This window comes from Streptomyces sp. NPDC053513 (genome assembly GCF_044544765.1).
In the GTDB taxonomy this organism is placed as follows: Bacteria; Actinomycetota; Actinomycetes; order Streptomycetales; family Streptomycetaceae; genus Streptomyces; species Streptomyces litmocidini.
In genome coordinates this window covers 75,406-90,717 of record NZ_JBITXP010000008.1, presented here as the reverse complement: position 1 = coordinate 90,717, position 15,312 = coordinate 75,406, and the positions used below count along the sequence as shown (strand labels likewise).

Below are 15,312 nucleotides of genomic sequence, written 5' to 3'. Positions count from 1 at the left end.
CAGCACTTTTCTGCCGCTCGACCCGGCATCCGGACTCGTCCGGATGCCGGGAGTCTGTGGGATGTCCGCAGGGGGAAGGCCGGGACGACGGCGGACGCGTCGGTCCCGTTCGCGGAGCGGCTCGTGGTTCACGGAGCAGCTCGTGGTTCGCGGTTCGCGGGGAGGGGCGGGGGCCGCCGCGTGCCGGGCTCCCGGCCCCGGTCGCTCAACCCCGCTGCTCGACCGTCCAGTGCCGAGGGCCGCCGTGAAGGGTCCTCAGGAGGAAGGCGAGGATCCCGGCGGAACCGTCGCTCCAGCTGGTCGAGACCTCCCCGTACTCGTTGGGGAAGACCACGTGTCCCTGGCGCCGGGTGCCCTCGGCCAGGATGAGGCCCGCCAGTTCCCCGGCCATGTCCCGGTGGACGGGGTCTCCCGTGGCGTCGGCCAGGTCGAGGAGGAAGTCGCCGTTGCCCGCCAGACCGTGGCACTGGGAGAGCGGGGCGCGGGAGGCGCGCTCCGCGACGGCGTGGGCGCTGCCGCGGGCGAGGTCGCCGAACCTGTCGTCGCCGGTGGCCTGCCACAGCCTGACGAGGAAGGTGCCGATGCCCGCCGAGCCGTGGCACCAGTACGGGGCCGTGGGCAGGTCACCGGACTGGGCGGGCCACTGCGCCGCCTCGCCGATGCGCACGGCGTCGGCCACGAGGCCCTCCCCGACCTCCAGGGCCGTCGCCCTGTGGTCGGGCTGCCGGGAGAGGTCCGAGGCGGCGAGGAGGAAGAAGCCGATGCCGGCCGCCCCGTGGGCGAAGCCGAGATAGCGTTTGCCGTCCTCGGGGGAGTCGGCTTCCGCGGGGACCGGCCAGCCCACTCCGGACGGCTCGCGCCGGGCGGCGGCCGTCAGCCGGTCGGCCGCGTCGACGGCCAGGTCGGCGAAGCGCGCGTCCCCGGTGTGCCGCCACAGATGGAGGGCGGCGAGTCCGCTGCCGGCGGTGCCGTGGGTGACGTCGTGGTGGGGCGTCCGCTGCGGGGGCGCCAGCGCCAGGTCCAGCGCGTGCTCTACCAGCCGCCGGTCGTCGATGGCGCGTCCTGCGTCGTACAGCGCCCACGCGGTGCCGCGGCCGCCGAAGTGCAGCCCGGGGCGCGGGGAGCGGAGGTCGGTACGGTCCGCGATCCAGCGGCCCGCGGTGGAGAGGAGCCCCGGCAGGCGTGGGTCGCCGGTGACCTCGAAGTACCGCGTCAGCACGGCCAGGACCCCCGCCGCCCCTTGCTGGACGGTGCACGGGTCGCTCTCCCCGGTCAGCGTCGACACGGGCCACAGCCGGTCGTCCGCCGGAGTCATCGAGTCGACGAGGTGGTCCACGAGCCCGGCCACCACCTCGTCCGCCGTCCGGCCGTCCGGCACCGGGCCGGCGACGGCGGAGGCCCCCGGCCTCCGTACGGCGGTCGTCTCCGCGCTCCCGGGCCGCGCCGCCGGGTGGTCCGTTCTCCGCAGCGCCTCCCGGGCCCTGGACGGGTCCCACCGCTCGGCCGGGTCGTCCCTCATCAGCCCGAGGATCATGTCCACCACAGCGTCCGGCAGCCGCAGCGGCCCGGTGCAGGCCGCGAGCCACGCGGCGAGCCGCTCCTCGGCCGGCCGGCCGACCGGCTCCTCGGGCAGCAGGTTCGGGACCTTCCCGGCCAGGACGAAGCACGCGGTGGCGCCGAGGCTGTAGTAGTCGGCCGTCGGCCGGACGGGCGCGTCGGCCAGGCGCTCGGGGGCGCTGAAGCCGGGCGTTCCCACGCGGGTCGGCAGAGCGTCCTCGTCCTCCAGGACCGCGAGCTCCAGGTCGATGAGGCACAGCCCGCCGTCCGGGCGGACCATGACGTTGCCCGGGGTGAAGTCCCGCAGGACCAGGCCGCGGGCGTGCGCCGCCGCCACCAGGTCCACCAGGCGCGCGACCTGCGCCAGCGCGTCGGCGCGGTACCGCTCGGCCCCCACGTCGCGGAAGTGTTCGGCCACCCAGGTGCGCAGCGTCACGCCCGGCACCTCGTCCTGGGCCAGGAAGAGGTGCCCGGCGTGCTCGAACAGCGCCACCGCTTCCGGGGCCAGTCCGGTGCCCTTGAGCTTCTCCAGCGTCCGCGCCTCGGCGCGCAGCCAGTCCCGGACGTCGCCGCCGGAGGCGTCGCCCTCCACGTGCGGCCGGGCCTCCTTGATCACCACGCCCGCGCCCGTACGGGTGTCGCTGCCCCGGTAGACGCCGCCCTTGTTCGTCTGCCGGATCGCCTCCCGCACCGCGAAGCGGCCGCCGAGCACCACCGGACGACTCGTCGCCTCCCCGTCCTGCGGTGCCACCGGCACCGAGGCGGGGAACGGACAGACGGCCCAGGGCGGCGGCGCGTACCGGCCGGTGCGCTTGTCCTCCACGGGGTTGCCGTCGGGGTCCTCGATGAACCACACCAGCAGGCCGTCGTCCGACAGCCGCCGGCGGCCGACGAAGGCCCCGTAGCGGTAGTGCACCAGGCTGTGGGGGGCGTAGGGCTGGTCGGACAGGATCCGCGGACCGGCCAGCCCCGTCGTCGCCGCGTGCAGGTCACGGGCGAGCGCGGCCGCCTCGGCGTCGGAGCGCGGGTAGACGGTGATGAACTTGCCCGCGTTCCCGCGCGGCGTCGCCCTGGAGTTCAGCGCGCCGACCCGCTCCAGCGACCGGGCGAACTTGAAGCCGGACTTCTCCCGCAGCAGCACGTCCAGGGCCTTGGTGAGGACCTCGGGCGCGGAGGCGGCCGTGGCCGACACGTGCAGCTTCCATCCCTGCTCGCGCCGCGTCGCGGGCACGGGTGCGACCCGGCACCACATGTCGTCCGCCTCGACCGCCCAGCGCGCACGCGTACCCGTGGCGTGCAGCGCCCGGCGGAGCAGGTCTTCCAGTTCGACTTCGGTAGCGCTCGTCATTGCCTGTCCCTCTCAACGGTGAGGACCGCTGACGGGAAGGTGCCCGGTGGCATAAACGGACCAACACACACCCACCTGGATTCACTGCATTCAGTGAGCGCACGATGACGTACAGCCAAGAGAGGGGCGCGCCCCAGCGCAGAGGAATGCGCTGGGGCGCACGACGTCACGCCCGGCAGCCGGAATCGGCCACGACGTAGTGACCGGGGGCGGTCTGCTCCAGGGTGTGGGTGGTGAACGTGTTCCACAGCCCCATGGCCTGGCCGGAGCCCGTGGCGTAGGTGAGGCCGCCGCTCTGATAGGCGCGTCCGGCGACCGTGTGGTCGTAGTTGCTCGCCGTGTGGCACGTCGGCGTGTACCCGGTCGTCGTCGCCGTCACGGCCGCCGACACCGGACCCGCCGCGCCCGAGGCGTCGACGGCCGCGACCGTGTAGCCGTACGCCGTCCCCGGGGCGAGGCCGGTGTCGGTGTACGCGGTCGAGGACGTGCCGCCCACCTTCGTACCGCCGCGGTGGATCTCGTACGAGACCGCGCCGGGCACCGCGTCCCAGCGCAGGGACGCGGTCGTGTCGGTGACCGAGGCGACCGCCAGCCCGGCGGGGGCGGGCAGGGAGCCGGGGGCGGGCTCCTGCCCGGCGCCGTCGAGGCCCCAGAAGCGTGCGGTGTGGTAGCTGGAGCAGATGGTGTCGAGGTAGTACGTGCCGGTGCTGCCACACTGGTCGGGGCCGCTCCCCGGGTCGACCGCGAGGCCGTGGGCCATGCCGGACAGGGAGTAGACCTGGACGGCGGGCCTGCCGGAGGCGTCGTCGTACTCGCTCAGGGTGGTGCCCCCGCTCAGGCTCCGGGTGCGGGAGGGCGTCTGGCCGATCCCCCAGACGTCGGTCCACTGGTCGCGCAGCTCGGTGGCGTTGGCCGGCCTGACGGTGGTGTCGGCGGTGCCCTGCCAGATCGCCACCCGGGGCCAGGACGCGGTGCCGGCGGGGGCGGCCGAGCGCACCAGGGCGCCCCATTGCGCGGGGCTCCTGTCCGGCGGGCTGTACATGCAGGTGTACGCCGTGGACACGCTGTTCGCGCAGAACGCGGGCAGCCCGGAGGCGATGGAGCCGCCCGCGAAGACGTCGGGGTAGGCGGCGAGCATGTTCGCGGTCATGCCGGCCCCGGCGGACAGTCCGGTGATGTACACCCGCCGGGTGTCGCTGCCGTACTGGGCGACGGCCTTGTCGACCATCTGCCTGATCGACAGCGCCTCGCCCTGCCCGCGCGCGCTGTCGCCCGGCTCGAACCAGTTGAAGCAGGAATTGGCGTTGTTGGCGCTGCTCGTCTGCGGGAGGACCAGCGCGAAGCCGTACCGGTCGGCGAACGTCGGCCAGCCGGAGTGCGCGTAGTAGTCGCTCGCGCTCTGCGTGCAGCCGTGCAGGGCGACCACGAGCGGCGCGCCGGCCGGCAGCGCGTCGGGCACGTAGGCGTACATGGACAGGTTGCCCGGATCGGAGCCGAAGCCGGAGACCTGGGTCAGGCCCGCGGCGGACGCCTGCGGACCCAGGGCGACCAGACCGCCGGCCAGGGCCAGGGCCCCCGCGGCGGCGGTGAGCCGGCGGCGGATGCCCGCGACGAGCCGGCGGCTCTTCGTGAAGCGGAGCGGAGGGTACGGCTGTCCCATGACGACTGCCTCCAGTGGGGGTGGACACGAGGTGCACCGACCGCGGCGGCCGGTGTGGCGTGCATCATGGGGGCGCCCGCCCCGCCTCGGACATGGGCGGGACGACCAGGCTTGACCGGAGGCTTGTGTGACAGCGGTCCATGACCGCCGCAGAGCCGGGCCCGCGAGCGGGGCGGGAAAACCGGCCGGGCCCGCGAGCGGGCGGGGAAACCGGCCGGGCCCGCGAGCGGGCGGGAAAAGGAGCGGGTCCGAGGGCGTAGCCTGCCCCCGGACCCTGTCGATGCCGCTCACATCGCACGCCGGCACGCTTGAGGACCCGGGTCATTCGTCATTGCGTCGCGTCCTGCCTTTGGACCACCGCCGATCGAGCTCGGCGGACCAGATTCGAACTGGCATTTCGACGCACCAGGGCCCGGGCCCGGTCGATCCGGCGATGAGCGGCGGATGCTGAGTCTGGAGCAATAGTCTGAGATTGACCGCGGCCTGCCTCTGCCTGGTTGGGCCATCCCGGCGGGAAGTGCCGGGAGGAGGACTCGAACCTCCACTGGAACCGCGGATGTCACGACAAGGCTCAGCTTCAGCTTTGCGCTCCTCGCGCACCCCGGCCGTGTTCTGTGGCCGGGGAGTCTGTGGTGTCCCCGCTACCCGAAGAGGTAGCCGAAGACGGCGTCGCCGACCCGCCGGTCGGTGACCTCGGCGCTGTTCGCCTCCTCACGGGCGAACTTCACCGCCTGCTGGAGCTTCTCCACCCGCTCCAGGAGTTCGTTGACCCGGCGTGCGGGCAGCGCGCCCGAGAACTTCACCGTGGTCCAGTAACCGACCGGCACGTCCTCGTAGTAGACCTCGACCTGGGCCGGGTGCTTGTCCGTCGCCTCCGCCTTCACGTGGTTGCGCGGCACCTTCTTCGTCCGGACCGTGCGCACGACCTCGGTCTTCCACGCGTCCGTCGACGGGTCCTGCGTCCACGACTCCGCCGCGTCGAGGACCGGGAGCTTGCGGACGAAGGTGTTGATGTCGGTCAACTGCTTCTCCAGGAAGAGCAGGTACGCCACGGGCACCTGCGCCACGAGCACGCGCCCGTCGACCGTGATGTCCGCACGCGCCTCGCAGTTCGCCCAGTCCTTGGTGGCCGTCACGTCGAAGAGCCGGGTCAGCGCCCGCGCGGTGTCGCGCAGCACGTCCTCGGCCTTCACCTGCACCAGGGTCGACTCGGGCGGCAACTGCTCGCCCTCCTCGTCCTTCGGCTGGTAGGTACGGGAGATGCCGGCGAGCAGCGCGGGCTTCTGCAGGCCGTGATGGGCCGCCGTCAGGTCCTGGTGCGCCCGGGACTTGACGCCCTTCTCCACTGCGATGATCTGGTTGAGTTTCGTCGCCACGTCGCCGACCTTAGGGCGGGGACTCGGCCCGGTCGAACGATTTTTCGTGACTTCGTGACCGGGCGGCCCCCCGCGGGGCCGTCGGTGCGTGCCGTGGTGATTTCGGTAAGACTCCGTCACAGAACCGTGAAACAGGTGCGCGAACCTGGTGTTCACCTCAGCGCAGTTCGTGCGTTGTCATCGGGGGGAGTACCACCATGAGTTCCGTTCGCAGAGCCGCCCTCGTCCTCGTCGCCGCGTCCGCGCTGGCACTCACCGCCTGCGGGCCTTCCGAGGACGGAGCCGCGGGCGGCACCGGCGCGCCGACCGCGACGCCGCCCGCCGCCACCCCGTCCACCCCGGTGAAGCCCACGAAGCCCGCCGAGTCCTCGAAGCCGTCGACGCCCGCCACGCCGTCGAAGCCGGTCAAGGTGCCGACGCCCGCCAAGCCGGTCTCGCCGTCGACCGATCCGGACTACGACGTCTTCCCGTGCAGCACGTACGACGTGACGTTCACGGCGAGTCTGGCCGAGTCCACGACCAGCAGCTACCTGCTGAAGATCACCAACAAGAGCGGCAAGCCGTGCCGGGTGCTCGGCCACCCCGTCGTGACCTTCGGCGACCTGGACGGACAGGCGAAGAAGCGGGGTGCCGCCCCCGGCGTCGAGGACGCCATCCGGCTCGCCCCGGGCGAGTCCGCCTACGCGGGGCTGATGGGCGGCCTGAAGGGACCCAAGAGCAAGACGGTCTCCTCGATCGCGATGACCATGGACACCGAGTCCGACCTGGAGCAGGTGCCGCTCAAGGCCTCGACGCCCGGTTTCAACGTCTCGGAGGAGAACTCCGTCACCGCGTGGATGGACAACGCCGAGGACGCGCTCAGCCTGTAGCCGCCCGCTCTTCCACCGCGGTCGTCCGGAGCCGGTCGCGGTGCCGCCCGGGTGGTCCGGAGCCGGTCGCGGTGCCGCCCGGGTCGGCCGGGGCAAGGCCCGGGTCGGCCGGGGCTTACCGCGTGTTCCCGGCGTCCCTCGGCGGTGGGGCCGCGGAGAGACGCCAGGTCCGCCGCAGCCGGCCGATGAACACGCAGGTCAGCGCTGTCCCGAGGGTTGCCCGCACGGCCGGGTGGGTCCACACGGCGGTGTCGAGCTGTCGCGCGAGCACGAAGGCGCCCATGGCGACGACGAACCAGCCGAACGCCGTGCGCAGCGCGTCCTGGGGGATGCGGCCCGCGAGCCGGCCGCCCACGAGGCTGCCGGCCACCGCCACGGCGGCCACGGTCAGGGCCAGGCTCCAGTCGAGCCGACCGCCCGAGAGGTGTCCGGCGAGCCCGGCGAAGGAGTTCATGCCGATGACGAGCAGCGAGGTGCCGACCGCGGCGCCCATCGGCAGCCCGCCGAGAACGGCGAGCGCCGGGACGACGAGGAAGCCGCCGCCCGAGCCCACCAGCCCCGTCACCGCGCCGACGGCGAGACCCTTGACCGCGATGCGCGTCGGCGGCTGTGGCTGAGCCCCGGCATGGGTCCGCCGCGCCTTCTCCAGGCCACGCCGGGGCCTGCGGAGCATCGCGACCGCCGTGACCAGCATCATCAGGCCGAAGGCGACGAGCAGGACCGTTCCCGGGAGGTGTTCGGCGAGCCGTCCGCCGCCGTACGCGCCGGCCATGCTGAACCCGCCGAGGAGCAGACCGGTCCGCCAGTGGACCCGGCGGGCCCGGGCGTGGGGGAGCAGCGCGGCGAGGCTGGTCACGCCGACCACGAACAGGGAGGTGGTGATCGCCTCCTTGGCGTCCTGCCCGGCCAGGTGGATCAGGATCGGCACCGTCAGGATCGAGCCGCCGCCCCCCAGGACGCCCAGGCTGAGACCGACGAGCAGGGACGCCGCGACGACCAGGGCGGTCACGAGGCGCTCCGCAGCCCCGCGATCAGCGCCCGGACGTCGGCGCGCGGCCCGCGGTTGTACGGCAGCCTGGACAGCAGCACGCCCATGGCGCAGGAGTTGCTGAGGGCCGCGTAGGTCAGGCCCGCCCCGATCGCGGTGCCGATCAGATGGGCGCCCGGGACGAACACCCCGAGGAGGCCGGTGGTCAGGACGACCGAGCCGGCCACGAGCCGGACCTGACGCTCCATGTCCCATCGCTCCGGACCCCGCTCGACGGGCGAGCCGGCCGTCTCCCAGGCGACGACGCCGCCCTCCAGGACGCGGAGGTCCGGCAGTCCGGCGTCGGCCAGGGTCTGCCGGGCCCGGGCGGCGCGCTGCCCGGACCGGCAGACGAGCACGACGTCCCCGTCGAGGTGGGGCAGGAACTCGGCACGGTGCTCGATCAGGGTCTGCAACGGCACGTTGTGCGAGCCCGGGATGTGCGCCGTGCGGAACTCGCCGGGCGTCCGCACGTCGAGCAGTCGCGGGGCGCGCCCTTCCTGGACGAGCCGGTGCAGGGCGGCGGGCGTGAGAGCCGGGGCGGGGGTGGTGCTCATGGGATTCCACTTCGAGTCGGTCCGTATATACCTAGGGGGGTATGTACGGGGTGATGAGGGGCCCGGGGTCGATGCGACCCGAGGGGGTGGTCAGGCGTCGGCGGTCCCGGCCGTCGGCGCCGTCAGGGCCCAGGCGGCGTAGCCGCCGAGGATGTCGGAGACATCGCGGAAGCCGCGCTGTCGCAGCAGGCTCGCGGCGATGGAGGAGCGGTGACCGCCGGCGCAGTGCAGGACCAGGGGCCGGTCGGTGGGCAACTCGTCCGTGCGGTGCGGGAGTTCGCCGAGCGGGATGTGCAGGGCCGACTCGATGGAACCGTTCGCCGCGCGCTCGCCGCAGCTGCGGACGTCGACGACGACCGGCGGCTGCTCGCCCGCGAGGGCGGTGCGCAGTCGGGCGGCGGTGATCCGGCTCGCGGGGGAGACCTCGTCGGCGAGCGACTCCAGGGCGTCCTCGGGGTTGCGCAGGTAGCCGACGACCCGGTCGAAACCGATCCGGGCGAGGCGGGTGACGACCTCCTCCTCCCGGTTCTGCGGGGCCATGACGAGCAGCTCGGCGGCCGGGTGGAGGACGGTGCCGGCCTGCTCGGCGAAGCGGCCGTCGGCGGGCACGTTCACCGCCCCGCGCAGATGTCCGGCCGCGAACTCCCGGGGGTCGCGCGCGTCGACCACGACCGCGCCGGCGGCCCGCAGTCCGGCGAACTCGTCGAGCGCCAGCGGGCGGGGAGCCGACGCGTCGTAGCGGGCGCGGTCCTTGCGGTTGAGCTCGGCGTCGTACGCGAAGTAGCCGGGCGCGGCCGGCTGTCCGGCGGTGACCAGCGCGACGAACTCCTCGCGACTCATCGGCGCGCAGGCGTAGTTGGTGGCCCGCTGCTCGCCGATGGTGGAGGACTTCTCCGCGGAGAGGTTCTTGCCGCAGGCCGATCCGGCGCCGTGCGCGGGGAAGACCCGCACCTCGTCCGGCAGGCCCATCAGCTTGTTCTGCACGCTGTCGTGGAGCATCGAGCCGAGCTCCTCGGCGGTCACGCCCGTCGAGGCGAGCAGGTCGGGGCGGCCGACATCGCCGATGAACAGCGCGTCGCCGGTCAGGACGCCGTACGGCACCTCGTCCTCGGCCCGCTCGTACACGAGGACGCTGATCGACTCCGGCGTGTGTCCGGGCGTCTCCAGGATCTCCAGGGTGACGTCGCCGAGGGAGATCCGCTCGCCCTCGGCGAGTGCGCGGATCGGGTACTCGGTCTCGGCGCGCCGGCCGTAACCGATCCAGGCGCCGGTCGCGTCCGCCATCTCCAGGTGCCCGGCGACGAAGTCTGCGTGGAAGTGGGTGTTGAGGACGCCGACCACCGTGAATCCGTGCGCGGCGGCGTCGGCGAGGTACTCGGAGACGTCCCGGCGCGGGTCGACGACCACCGCCCTGCCGGTGCGCTCGTCGGCGATCATGTAGGACGCCTGGGAGAGGCAGTCGAGGTAGTACTGCGCGAAGAACACGGCAATCCCTTCGTCAGGGGCGCGCGCCGATGCGCCGGGCGTGGATCGCGCACCGGAGCGTCGCTGTCGGATACCCCCGTGGGTATTTTCGTGCTCGACCGTAAGGGGGTCGGCTCGAAGAAGTCAAATACCCCCCTGGGTATTCTGGATCACCATGGGTGCCTCGTTTTGCCGGAACGGCAACAGCAGTGGCACGAGCGGGCCGCGGTGGGCGACGGTGCGTCCATGACCGACGACATCGCGGCGGGAACGCCCGCCTCCGCCCGTACCCCTTCGCCCGACGACGGATACCTGGGAGACCTCGCGGTGCGGGCGAAGTGGGACGAGGTCTACGCCGAGCGGGAACGACTCTGGAGCGGCCGGCCCAACGGCGCGCTCGTCGCCGAGGTCGCCGCGCTCACCCCCGGCCGGGTGCTCGACGTCGGCTGCGGCGAGGGCGCGGACGCCGTCTGGCTCGCGCGCGGCGGCTGGGACGTGACCGCGCTCGAGGTCTCGGGAGTGGCACTGGAACGGGCGGCCGAGCACGCCCGGGACGCCGGCGTCACCGTCCGCTGGGTCCATGCCGGCCTGGCGGAGGCGCCGCTCCCGCCCGCCTCCTTCGACCTGGTCTCCGCGCAGTACCCGGCCCTGCCGCGCACCCCCGACGCCGCGGCCGAACGCGCGCTGCTCTCGGCCGTCGCGGTCGGCGGCGTGCTGCTGTTCGTCCACCACGCCGGCATGGAGACCCGGCAGGCGGACGAGAGCGGCTTCGACCCGGCCGACTACGTCTGGCCCTCGGCGGTCACGGCGCTGCTCGACGAGGACTGGGCGGTGGAGGTGGACGAACAGCGGCCCCGCCTGGTCCCCGACGGCGGAGCCGGCGCGCACCACGCCCACGACCTGGTGCTGCGCGCGCGCCGACTGCGCTGAGCCCGCTCCGGCGGGTTCCGGGCGGAGCGGGCACGCGCGACTAGACGGACTCCAGCAGCTCCTTGAGCCGGGTCAGGTCGGCGGTGACCGTCTCGGCGTCGCGCTCGAAGTCGGCGTCGCTCGTCCCCGGCTGCCGCCGGAGGGTGAAGACCACTTCGCTCCCCGTGCCGTCGGCGATCACCCGGACCGGGTTGTGGAAGGTCTCCCCGGAGGGGAACGTGACGTCGTGGTCGAGCACGCCCAGTTCGTTGCGGGGCGAGAACCTGACCGTGACGCGTCCCAGGGGGGAGGAGTCCGCGACCCACTCGTCTCCGACCCTCTCGATGGAGCCCCCCAGCCCGTGGGCCCACGCGGGCAGGTTGGCCGGGTCCGACGCGTAGGCGTAGACCTCGTCGACGGTCCGGTCCACATGGACGCCGATGTGGCGCGATTCCTTGCCGGTGACGTTCATGGCGTCGACGTTACCGGCTGAACTCCTCCGCCAGCAGTTCCGCCGTCCCGGCCACCAGCGGGTTGTCGGTGGGGGCGTCCTCCTCGGGCTGCGTGCTGAGGACCGCGAGGACGATCGGCGTGCCGTCCGGCCGCCAGGCGATGCCGACGTCGTTGGCGCCGCCGTAGCGGGGGGAGCCGGTCTTGTCGGCGAGGATCCAGTCGGCGGGCAGGCCGCGGCCGAACTTCTCGGTGCTGGTGGTGTTGCGGAGCATCCAGTCGGTGAGCCGCTCGCGGTCGTGGGGCTCCAGCGCGTCGCCCAGCACGAGGCGGGCGTGGTCGAGGCCGATGGCGTACGGGGTGGTGGTGTCCGTGACCCGCCAGGGCTCCGCCGAGTTGAGCTCGGGCTCCCACCGGTCGAGCCGGGTGACGCGGTCCCCGATGGAGCGGCAGAAGCGGGTGATTCCGGTGGGGCCGCCCAGCTCCTCGAGGAGCAGGTTGCCGGCGGTGTTGTCGCTGAAGCGGATGGTGGCGTCGCAGAGTTCGGCGATGGTCATGCCGTTCGCGACGTTCTCGGCCAGCCCGGCGATCGGTGAGAGGCCCGACTTCGTGACGTACGCCCGGGTGTAGTGGACGCGCCGGGCGAGGAACTCCCCGTCGCGGTCGAGGTCGCGCAGCACGGCCGCGACGGCGAGCGTCTTGAACACCGAGGCCATGGGGAAGCGTTCGTGCGCCCGGTGGACCACGGTCCTGCCCGTTCGCATGTCACGGGCGAACACGCCGAGCCGTGCAGTGTGCTCCCGCTCCAGGCGCCGCAGCCGCGCCACGACGCCGCCCGTCTCCGGTAAGGCCTGCGCGGTTCCTCCGCCCAGCGCGAGCGCGGCCGTGAGTGCCGTGCCGGCGCCCAGGGCGAGGGCGGTACGGCGGGACGGTCCTGGTCCGTTGGAGCGCAAGGTGCTTCCTTCCACGATGATCACTGTCGTACGTGTACACGCTCCGACAGCCCGTCCGGTTTCACCACGCGGGAGCCGCACGGCCCTCTCGCGGTCCGGGACCGGGATCGAGACCGGGCCGGGACCGGGCCGGGACCGGGTGCGGAGGCCTCAGCCCAGCTGCCGTCGGACCAGCTCGTGGAACAGCCCGGCCGTGTCGGCGAGGAGTTCGGCGGGCGTGCCCTCCTGGACGACGCGCCCGTCCGCCAGGGCGATCACCCGGTCGGCGTCCATGATGGTGGAGAGACGGTGGGCGATCACGACGCGGGTCGCGTTCAGGGCGCGGGTCGACTCGATGACGATCCGCTGGGCCTCGTTGTCGAGGGCGCTCGTCGCCTCGTCGAAGAAGAGGACGCGGGGCCTGCGGATGAGCGCCTGAGCGATCATCAGCCGCTGCCGCTGACCGCCCGAGACGGTGCCTCCGCCGTCGGACAGCATCGTGTGCATGCCCATGGGCATGGCCTTGATGTCCTCGGCCAGGCCCGCCATCGCGGCGGCCGCCCACGCGTCCTCCAGCGGGTACGCGCCGGCGCCGCGGATGCAGTCGAGGACGGAGCCGGAGAACGGCTGGGCGTTCTGGAGGACGACGCCGCACTGGCGCCGCACGGCCGCCAGGTCCAGAGCCGCGAGGTCCTGACCGTCGTACCGCACGGTGCCGGAGCTCGGCCGGTCGAAGCCGATGAGCAGCCGCAGGAGCGTGGACTTGCCGCAGCCGCTGGCCCCGACGATCGCGACGAACTCGCCCGGCCGCACCCGCAGGCTGACCCCGTCGAGGACCAGCGGGCCGTCCTCGGTGTAGCGGTAGGACAGGTTCTCGGCCTCGATCGCCCCGGTCAGTTCACCGGGCGGGGCACTGGAGCCGCGGACCTCGGGCGTCTCCCGGAACACTGGCCTGATCTGTTCGAACATGGGCTGTACGGCGGCGGCCGAGAGGAGCGCGCCGGTCAGTTGCGTGACCGAGGAGAGCATCATCGTGACGGCGGTGCTGAAGGTGAGGAACTCGCTCGCGGACAGGCTGCCGCGGGCCGGGCCGGCCAGGAGCGCGAACATCACGAGCGTGCACAGCGGCAGACAGACCGCGCCGAGGACCGCGAGGACGTTCTTGATCCGTCCGATGCGCCGGTGCAGTTCGCGGGTCCGGGCGAACTGCCCCGCCCAGGCGGCGTAGGCGAAGCTCTCGGCCGCGGCGACGCGCAGTTTCGGCAGCCCGCGCAGGGTCTGGAAGGCCTGGTTGTCGAGCTTGTTGTCGAGCCGGACCAGCTGCCGCTGGTACCGCAGCTGCCAGAGGCCCAGGCCCAGGAAGACCGCGGCCGTGGCCAGCAGCAGGGCGAGCGCGACGAGGGCCAGCGGCACGCTGTAGACGAGGAGCAGCACCAGGTTGACCGTGCCGACGGTGCCGGCCTGGACGACCACCGGGCCGATGCCGGACAGGATCCGCCGGATGGCGCTGACGCCCATGGCGGCACCGGCCAGTTCACCGGTCGACCGCCCGGCGAAGAACGTCGTCGGCAGGCGCAGCAGCCGGTCCCAGACGGCCGGCTGGAGGGTCGCCTCGACACGGCCCTCCATCCGGAGGATCGCGGTGTTCTGCATCAGCATGAACGCGGCCGACACGACGGCGGTGGCGATGATCGCGAAGCCGGCCTGGACGATCAGCCCGGTCTCGCCCGCGGGGACGTACGCGCCGAGCACCTTGCCGGTGGCGACGGGCACGAGGGCGCCGAGGGCGACCGCGACGAGCCCGCCGAGGAGCAGGTCGCGCAGCTCCGCCCGCGTCCCACGGACGCTGAACCGGAGCAGCCGCAGCAGGCCGAGGGGCCGGTCGGGCAGCGGTCGGTAGAACATGACGGCCCGCGGTGCGAACGCCGCGGCCTCCGCCCGGCCGACGCGCTGCCGCTCACCGGTGGCGGGGTCGAGGGCCGTGTACCGGCCGCGCCGCCACAGCAGGGCGACGGGGGTCCCGTCCGCCGCGCGGTGTCCCACGAGGGGACCGCTGTCCTCGCGCCACCAGCGGTCGCCCAGCCGGATCCCGCGGGTGCGGATCCGGGAGGCGAGCGCGATGCGTTCGACGGGGTCGAGGTGTCCGGGGACCGAGGCCGCGTCGGCCGGCTCGGCGAGGGCGATGCGCGCCTCGGCGGCGACGGCCCGGCACACGGCGTAGGTCGCGTCGTCGTCGGCGACCCGGCCCCGGGGGGCGCCGCCGGAGCGGCCGATGGAGGCGAGCAGCGTGTCGTCGGCCCGCGTGCGGGCGGCCCGGCCGGCCTCGATCCCCGCGGCCGCGCGGTCCTCGTGGTCGCGTTCGAGCTGCTCGATCCAGTCCTCCAGGGCGTGGAGCAACCGGTACTGCTGGTCGACCATGCCCTGCCAGGTCGCGGCGTCCACGAGAAGGGTTCCGGGGCCGTCGCCCCCGTGTCCCTCGTGGCCCGTCGCGTAGGCGGCCCCGTACGCGATGCTCCCGGGGGTGAGCCGCATCCAGAGGACGTCGTCGTCGGCCGCGCCCGGGGCGTCGCCGGGGCCGCCGTCCAGGGCCGCCTGGTACAGGACGCGCAGCCCGCGCCCGATGCCGAGCGCGAAGGCGTGCTCCAGGGGGCTGAGCGGGGCCTCGGCCCCCGTGCCGTACGCGTTCTGCTCCTCGTACCACTGGCCCTCGTACCACTGACCGCCGGCCGCCCACTGCCCGTGACCCTGCTGCCCGTACCCGTACCCGTACCCGTACCCGTACCCGTACCCGTACCCGTCCCCGCCGTACGCCTGACCGGTCGGGTACGGCAGTTCGCGCAGCTCCACACGGCGCAGCAGGCAGCCCTGGGCGGGCCGGCCGATCAGGGTGTGCGCGGGGCCGTCGACCGGGCCGAGCAGCAGCGCGCCCGCTTCGAGACGGCCCAGGAAGTGCCAGGGGCCGAGCCGTGCCGCGTCGACGGCGAACAGGTCGAGGGCGCCCTCGACGACGAGCCAGAGGACGTGCGGGCCTTCGAGGGCGAGGCTGCGCAGACCGGCGCAGTCGACCGGGGTGCCGAGGGCGCCCAGGGCGGCGACGACCGGGTCCGGGGCGCCGGTGTGCCGGGCGCCGGCGAGGTCGGCGGGCGGGCGGGGGACGTTCACC

11 protein-coding genes and 1 pseudogene are annotated in these 15,312 nt (G+C 73.7%); 2 read left to right on the top strand and 10 right to left on the bottom strand.

All coding sequences use genetic code 11. The annotated features are described in order from the left end of the window. Positions 1-205: 205 nt before the first annotated feature. The 4 genes and pseudogenes from lanL to ACIGW4_RS15960 form a co-directional block, all read right to left on the bottom strand. Complete coding sequence (lanL, locus tag ACIGW4_RS15975; RefSeq protein ID WP_399580970.1) at positions 206-2,905, bottom strand: class IV lanthionine synthetase LanL; 2,700 nt, start codon at positions 2,903-2,905, stop codon at positions 206-208. A gap of 166 nt (positions 2,906-3,071) precedes the next feature. Further along, positions 3,072-4,565 (bottom strand): PHB depolymerase family esterase, encoded by a 1,494-nt coding sequence (locus ACIGW4_RS15970; RefSeq protein ID WP_399580964.1) that lies wholly within the window; start codon positions 4,563-4,565, stop codon positions 3,072-3,074. A gap of 518 nt (positions 4,566-5,083) precedes the next feature. Beyond that, positions 5,084-5,171, bottom strand: a pseudogene (locus tag ACIGW4_RS15965). Between the two features lie 35 nt (positions 5,172-5,206). Continuing rightward, positions 5,207-5,941: a hypothetical protein gene (locus ACIGW4_RS15960; protein WP_359589704.1), complete on the bottom strand. Its 735-nt coding sequence runs from the start codon at positions 5,939-5,941 to the stop codon at positions 5,207-5,209. A gap of 197 nt (positions 5,942-6,138) precedes the next feature. On the opposite strand from ACIGW4_RS15960, the gene ACIGW4_RS15955 reads away from it, so the two are divergent. After that, positions 6,139-6,810 (top strand): DUF4232 domain-containing protein, encoded by a 672-nt coding sequence (locus tag ACIGW4_RS15955; RefSeq protein ID WP_398709673.1) that lies wholly within the window; start codon positions 6,139-6,141, stop codon positions 6,808-6,810. A 115-nt stretch (positions 6,811-6,925) separates the two neighbouring features. Here ACIGW4_RS15955 and ACIGW4_RS15950 read toward each other — a convergent pair whose 3' ends face one another. The 3 genes from ACIGW4_RS15950 to ACIGW4_RS15940 all read right to left on the bottom strand — a co-directional run bounded on the left by ACIGW4_RS15950 (position 6,926) and on the right by ACIGW4_RS15940 (position 9,879). Further along, positions 6,926-7,819 carry a sulfite exporter TauE/SafE family protein gene (locus tag ACIGW4_RS15950; protein WP_399580959.1) on the bottom strand — a complete coding sequence of 298 codons (894 nt, stop codon included), beginning with the start codon at positions 7,817-7,819 and terminating at the stop codon, positions 6,926-6,928. Beyond that, the gene (locus tag ACIGW4_RS15945) at positions 7,816-8,394 is read right to left on the bottom strand and encodes a rhodanese-like domain-containing protein (RefSeq protein ID WP_399580957.1); all 579 of its coding nucleotides are present in this window, start codon (positions 8,392-8,394) and stop codon (positions 7,816-7,818) included. The genes ACIGW4_RS15950 and ACIGW4_RS15945 overlap by 4 nt, the downstream gene beginning before the upstream one ends. A gap of 90 nt (positions 8,395-8,484) precedes the next feature. Then, a complete protein-coding gene (locus tag ACIGW4_RS15940) occupies positions 8,485-9,879 on the bottom strand; it encodes a rhodanese-like domain-containing protein (protein WP_399580955.1) in 1,395 nt (464 codons plus the stop codon). A 225-nt stretch (positions 9,880-10,104) separates the two neighbouring features. Between ACIGW4_RS15940 and ACIGW4_RS15935 the strand changes: the two genes are divergently transcribed. Further along, entirely contained in the window at positions 10,105-10,788 is a 684-nt protein-coding gene (locus ACIGW4_RS15935) for a class I SAM-dependent methyltransferase (protein ID WP_399580954.1), read from the top strand. A gap of 40 nt (positions 10,789-10,828) precedes the next feature. Here ACIGW4_RS15935 and ACIGW4_RS15930 read toward each other — a convergent pair whose 3' ends face one another. The 3 genes from ACIGW4_RS15930 to ACIGW4_RS15920 all read right to left on the bottom strand — a co-directional run bounded on the left by ACIGW4_RS15930 (position 10,829) and on the right by ACIGW4_RS15920 (position 15,311). Then, positions 10,829-11,239, bottom strand: a complete 411-nt coding sequence (locus ACIGW4_RS15930; protein ID WP_123458226.1) for an SRPBCC family protein — start codon at positions 11,237-11,239, stop codon at positions 10,829-10,831. Positions 11,240-11,249: 10 nt separating this feature from the next. Continuing rightward, a complete protein-coding gene (bla, locus tag ACIGW4_RS15925; protein ID WP_399580951.1) occupies positions 11,250-12,194 on the bottom strand; it encodes a class A beta-lactamase in 945 nt (314 codons plus the stop codon). Between the two features lie 126 nt (positions 12,195-12,320). Continuing rightward, entirely contained in the window at positions 12,321-15,311 is a 2,991-nt protein-coding gene (locus ACIGW4_RS15920) for an NHLP bacteriocin export ABC transporter permease/ATPase subunit (protein ID WP_399580949.1), read from the bottom strand. Between the last annotated feature and the right edge of the window lies 1 nt (position 15,312).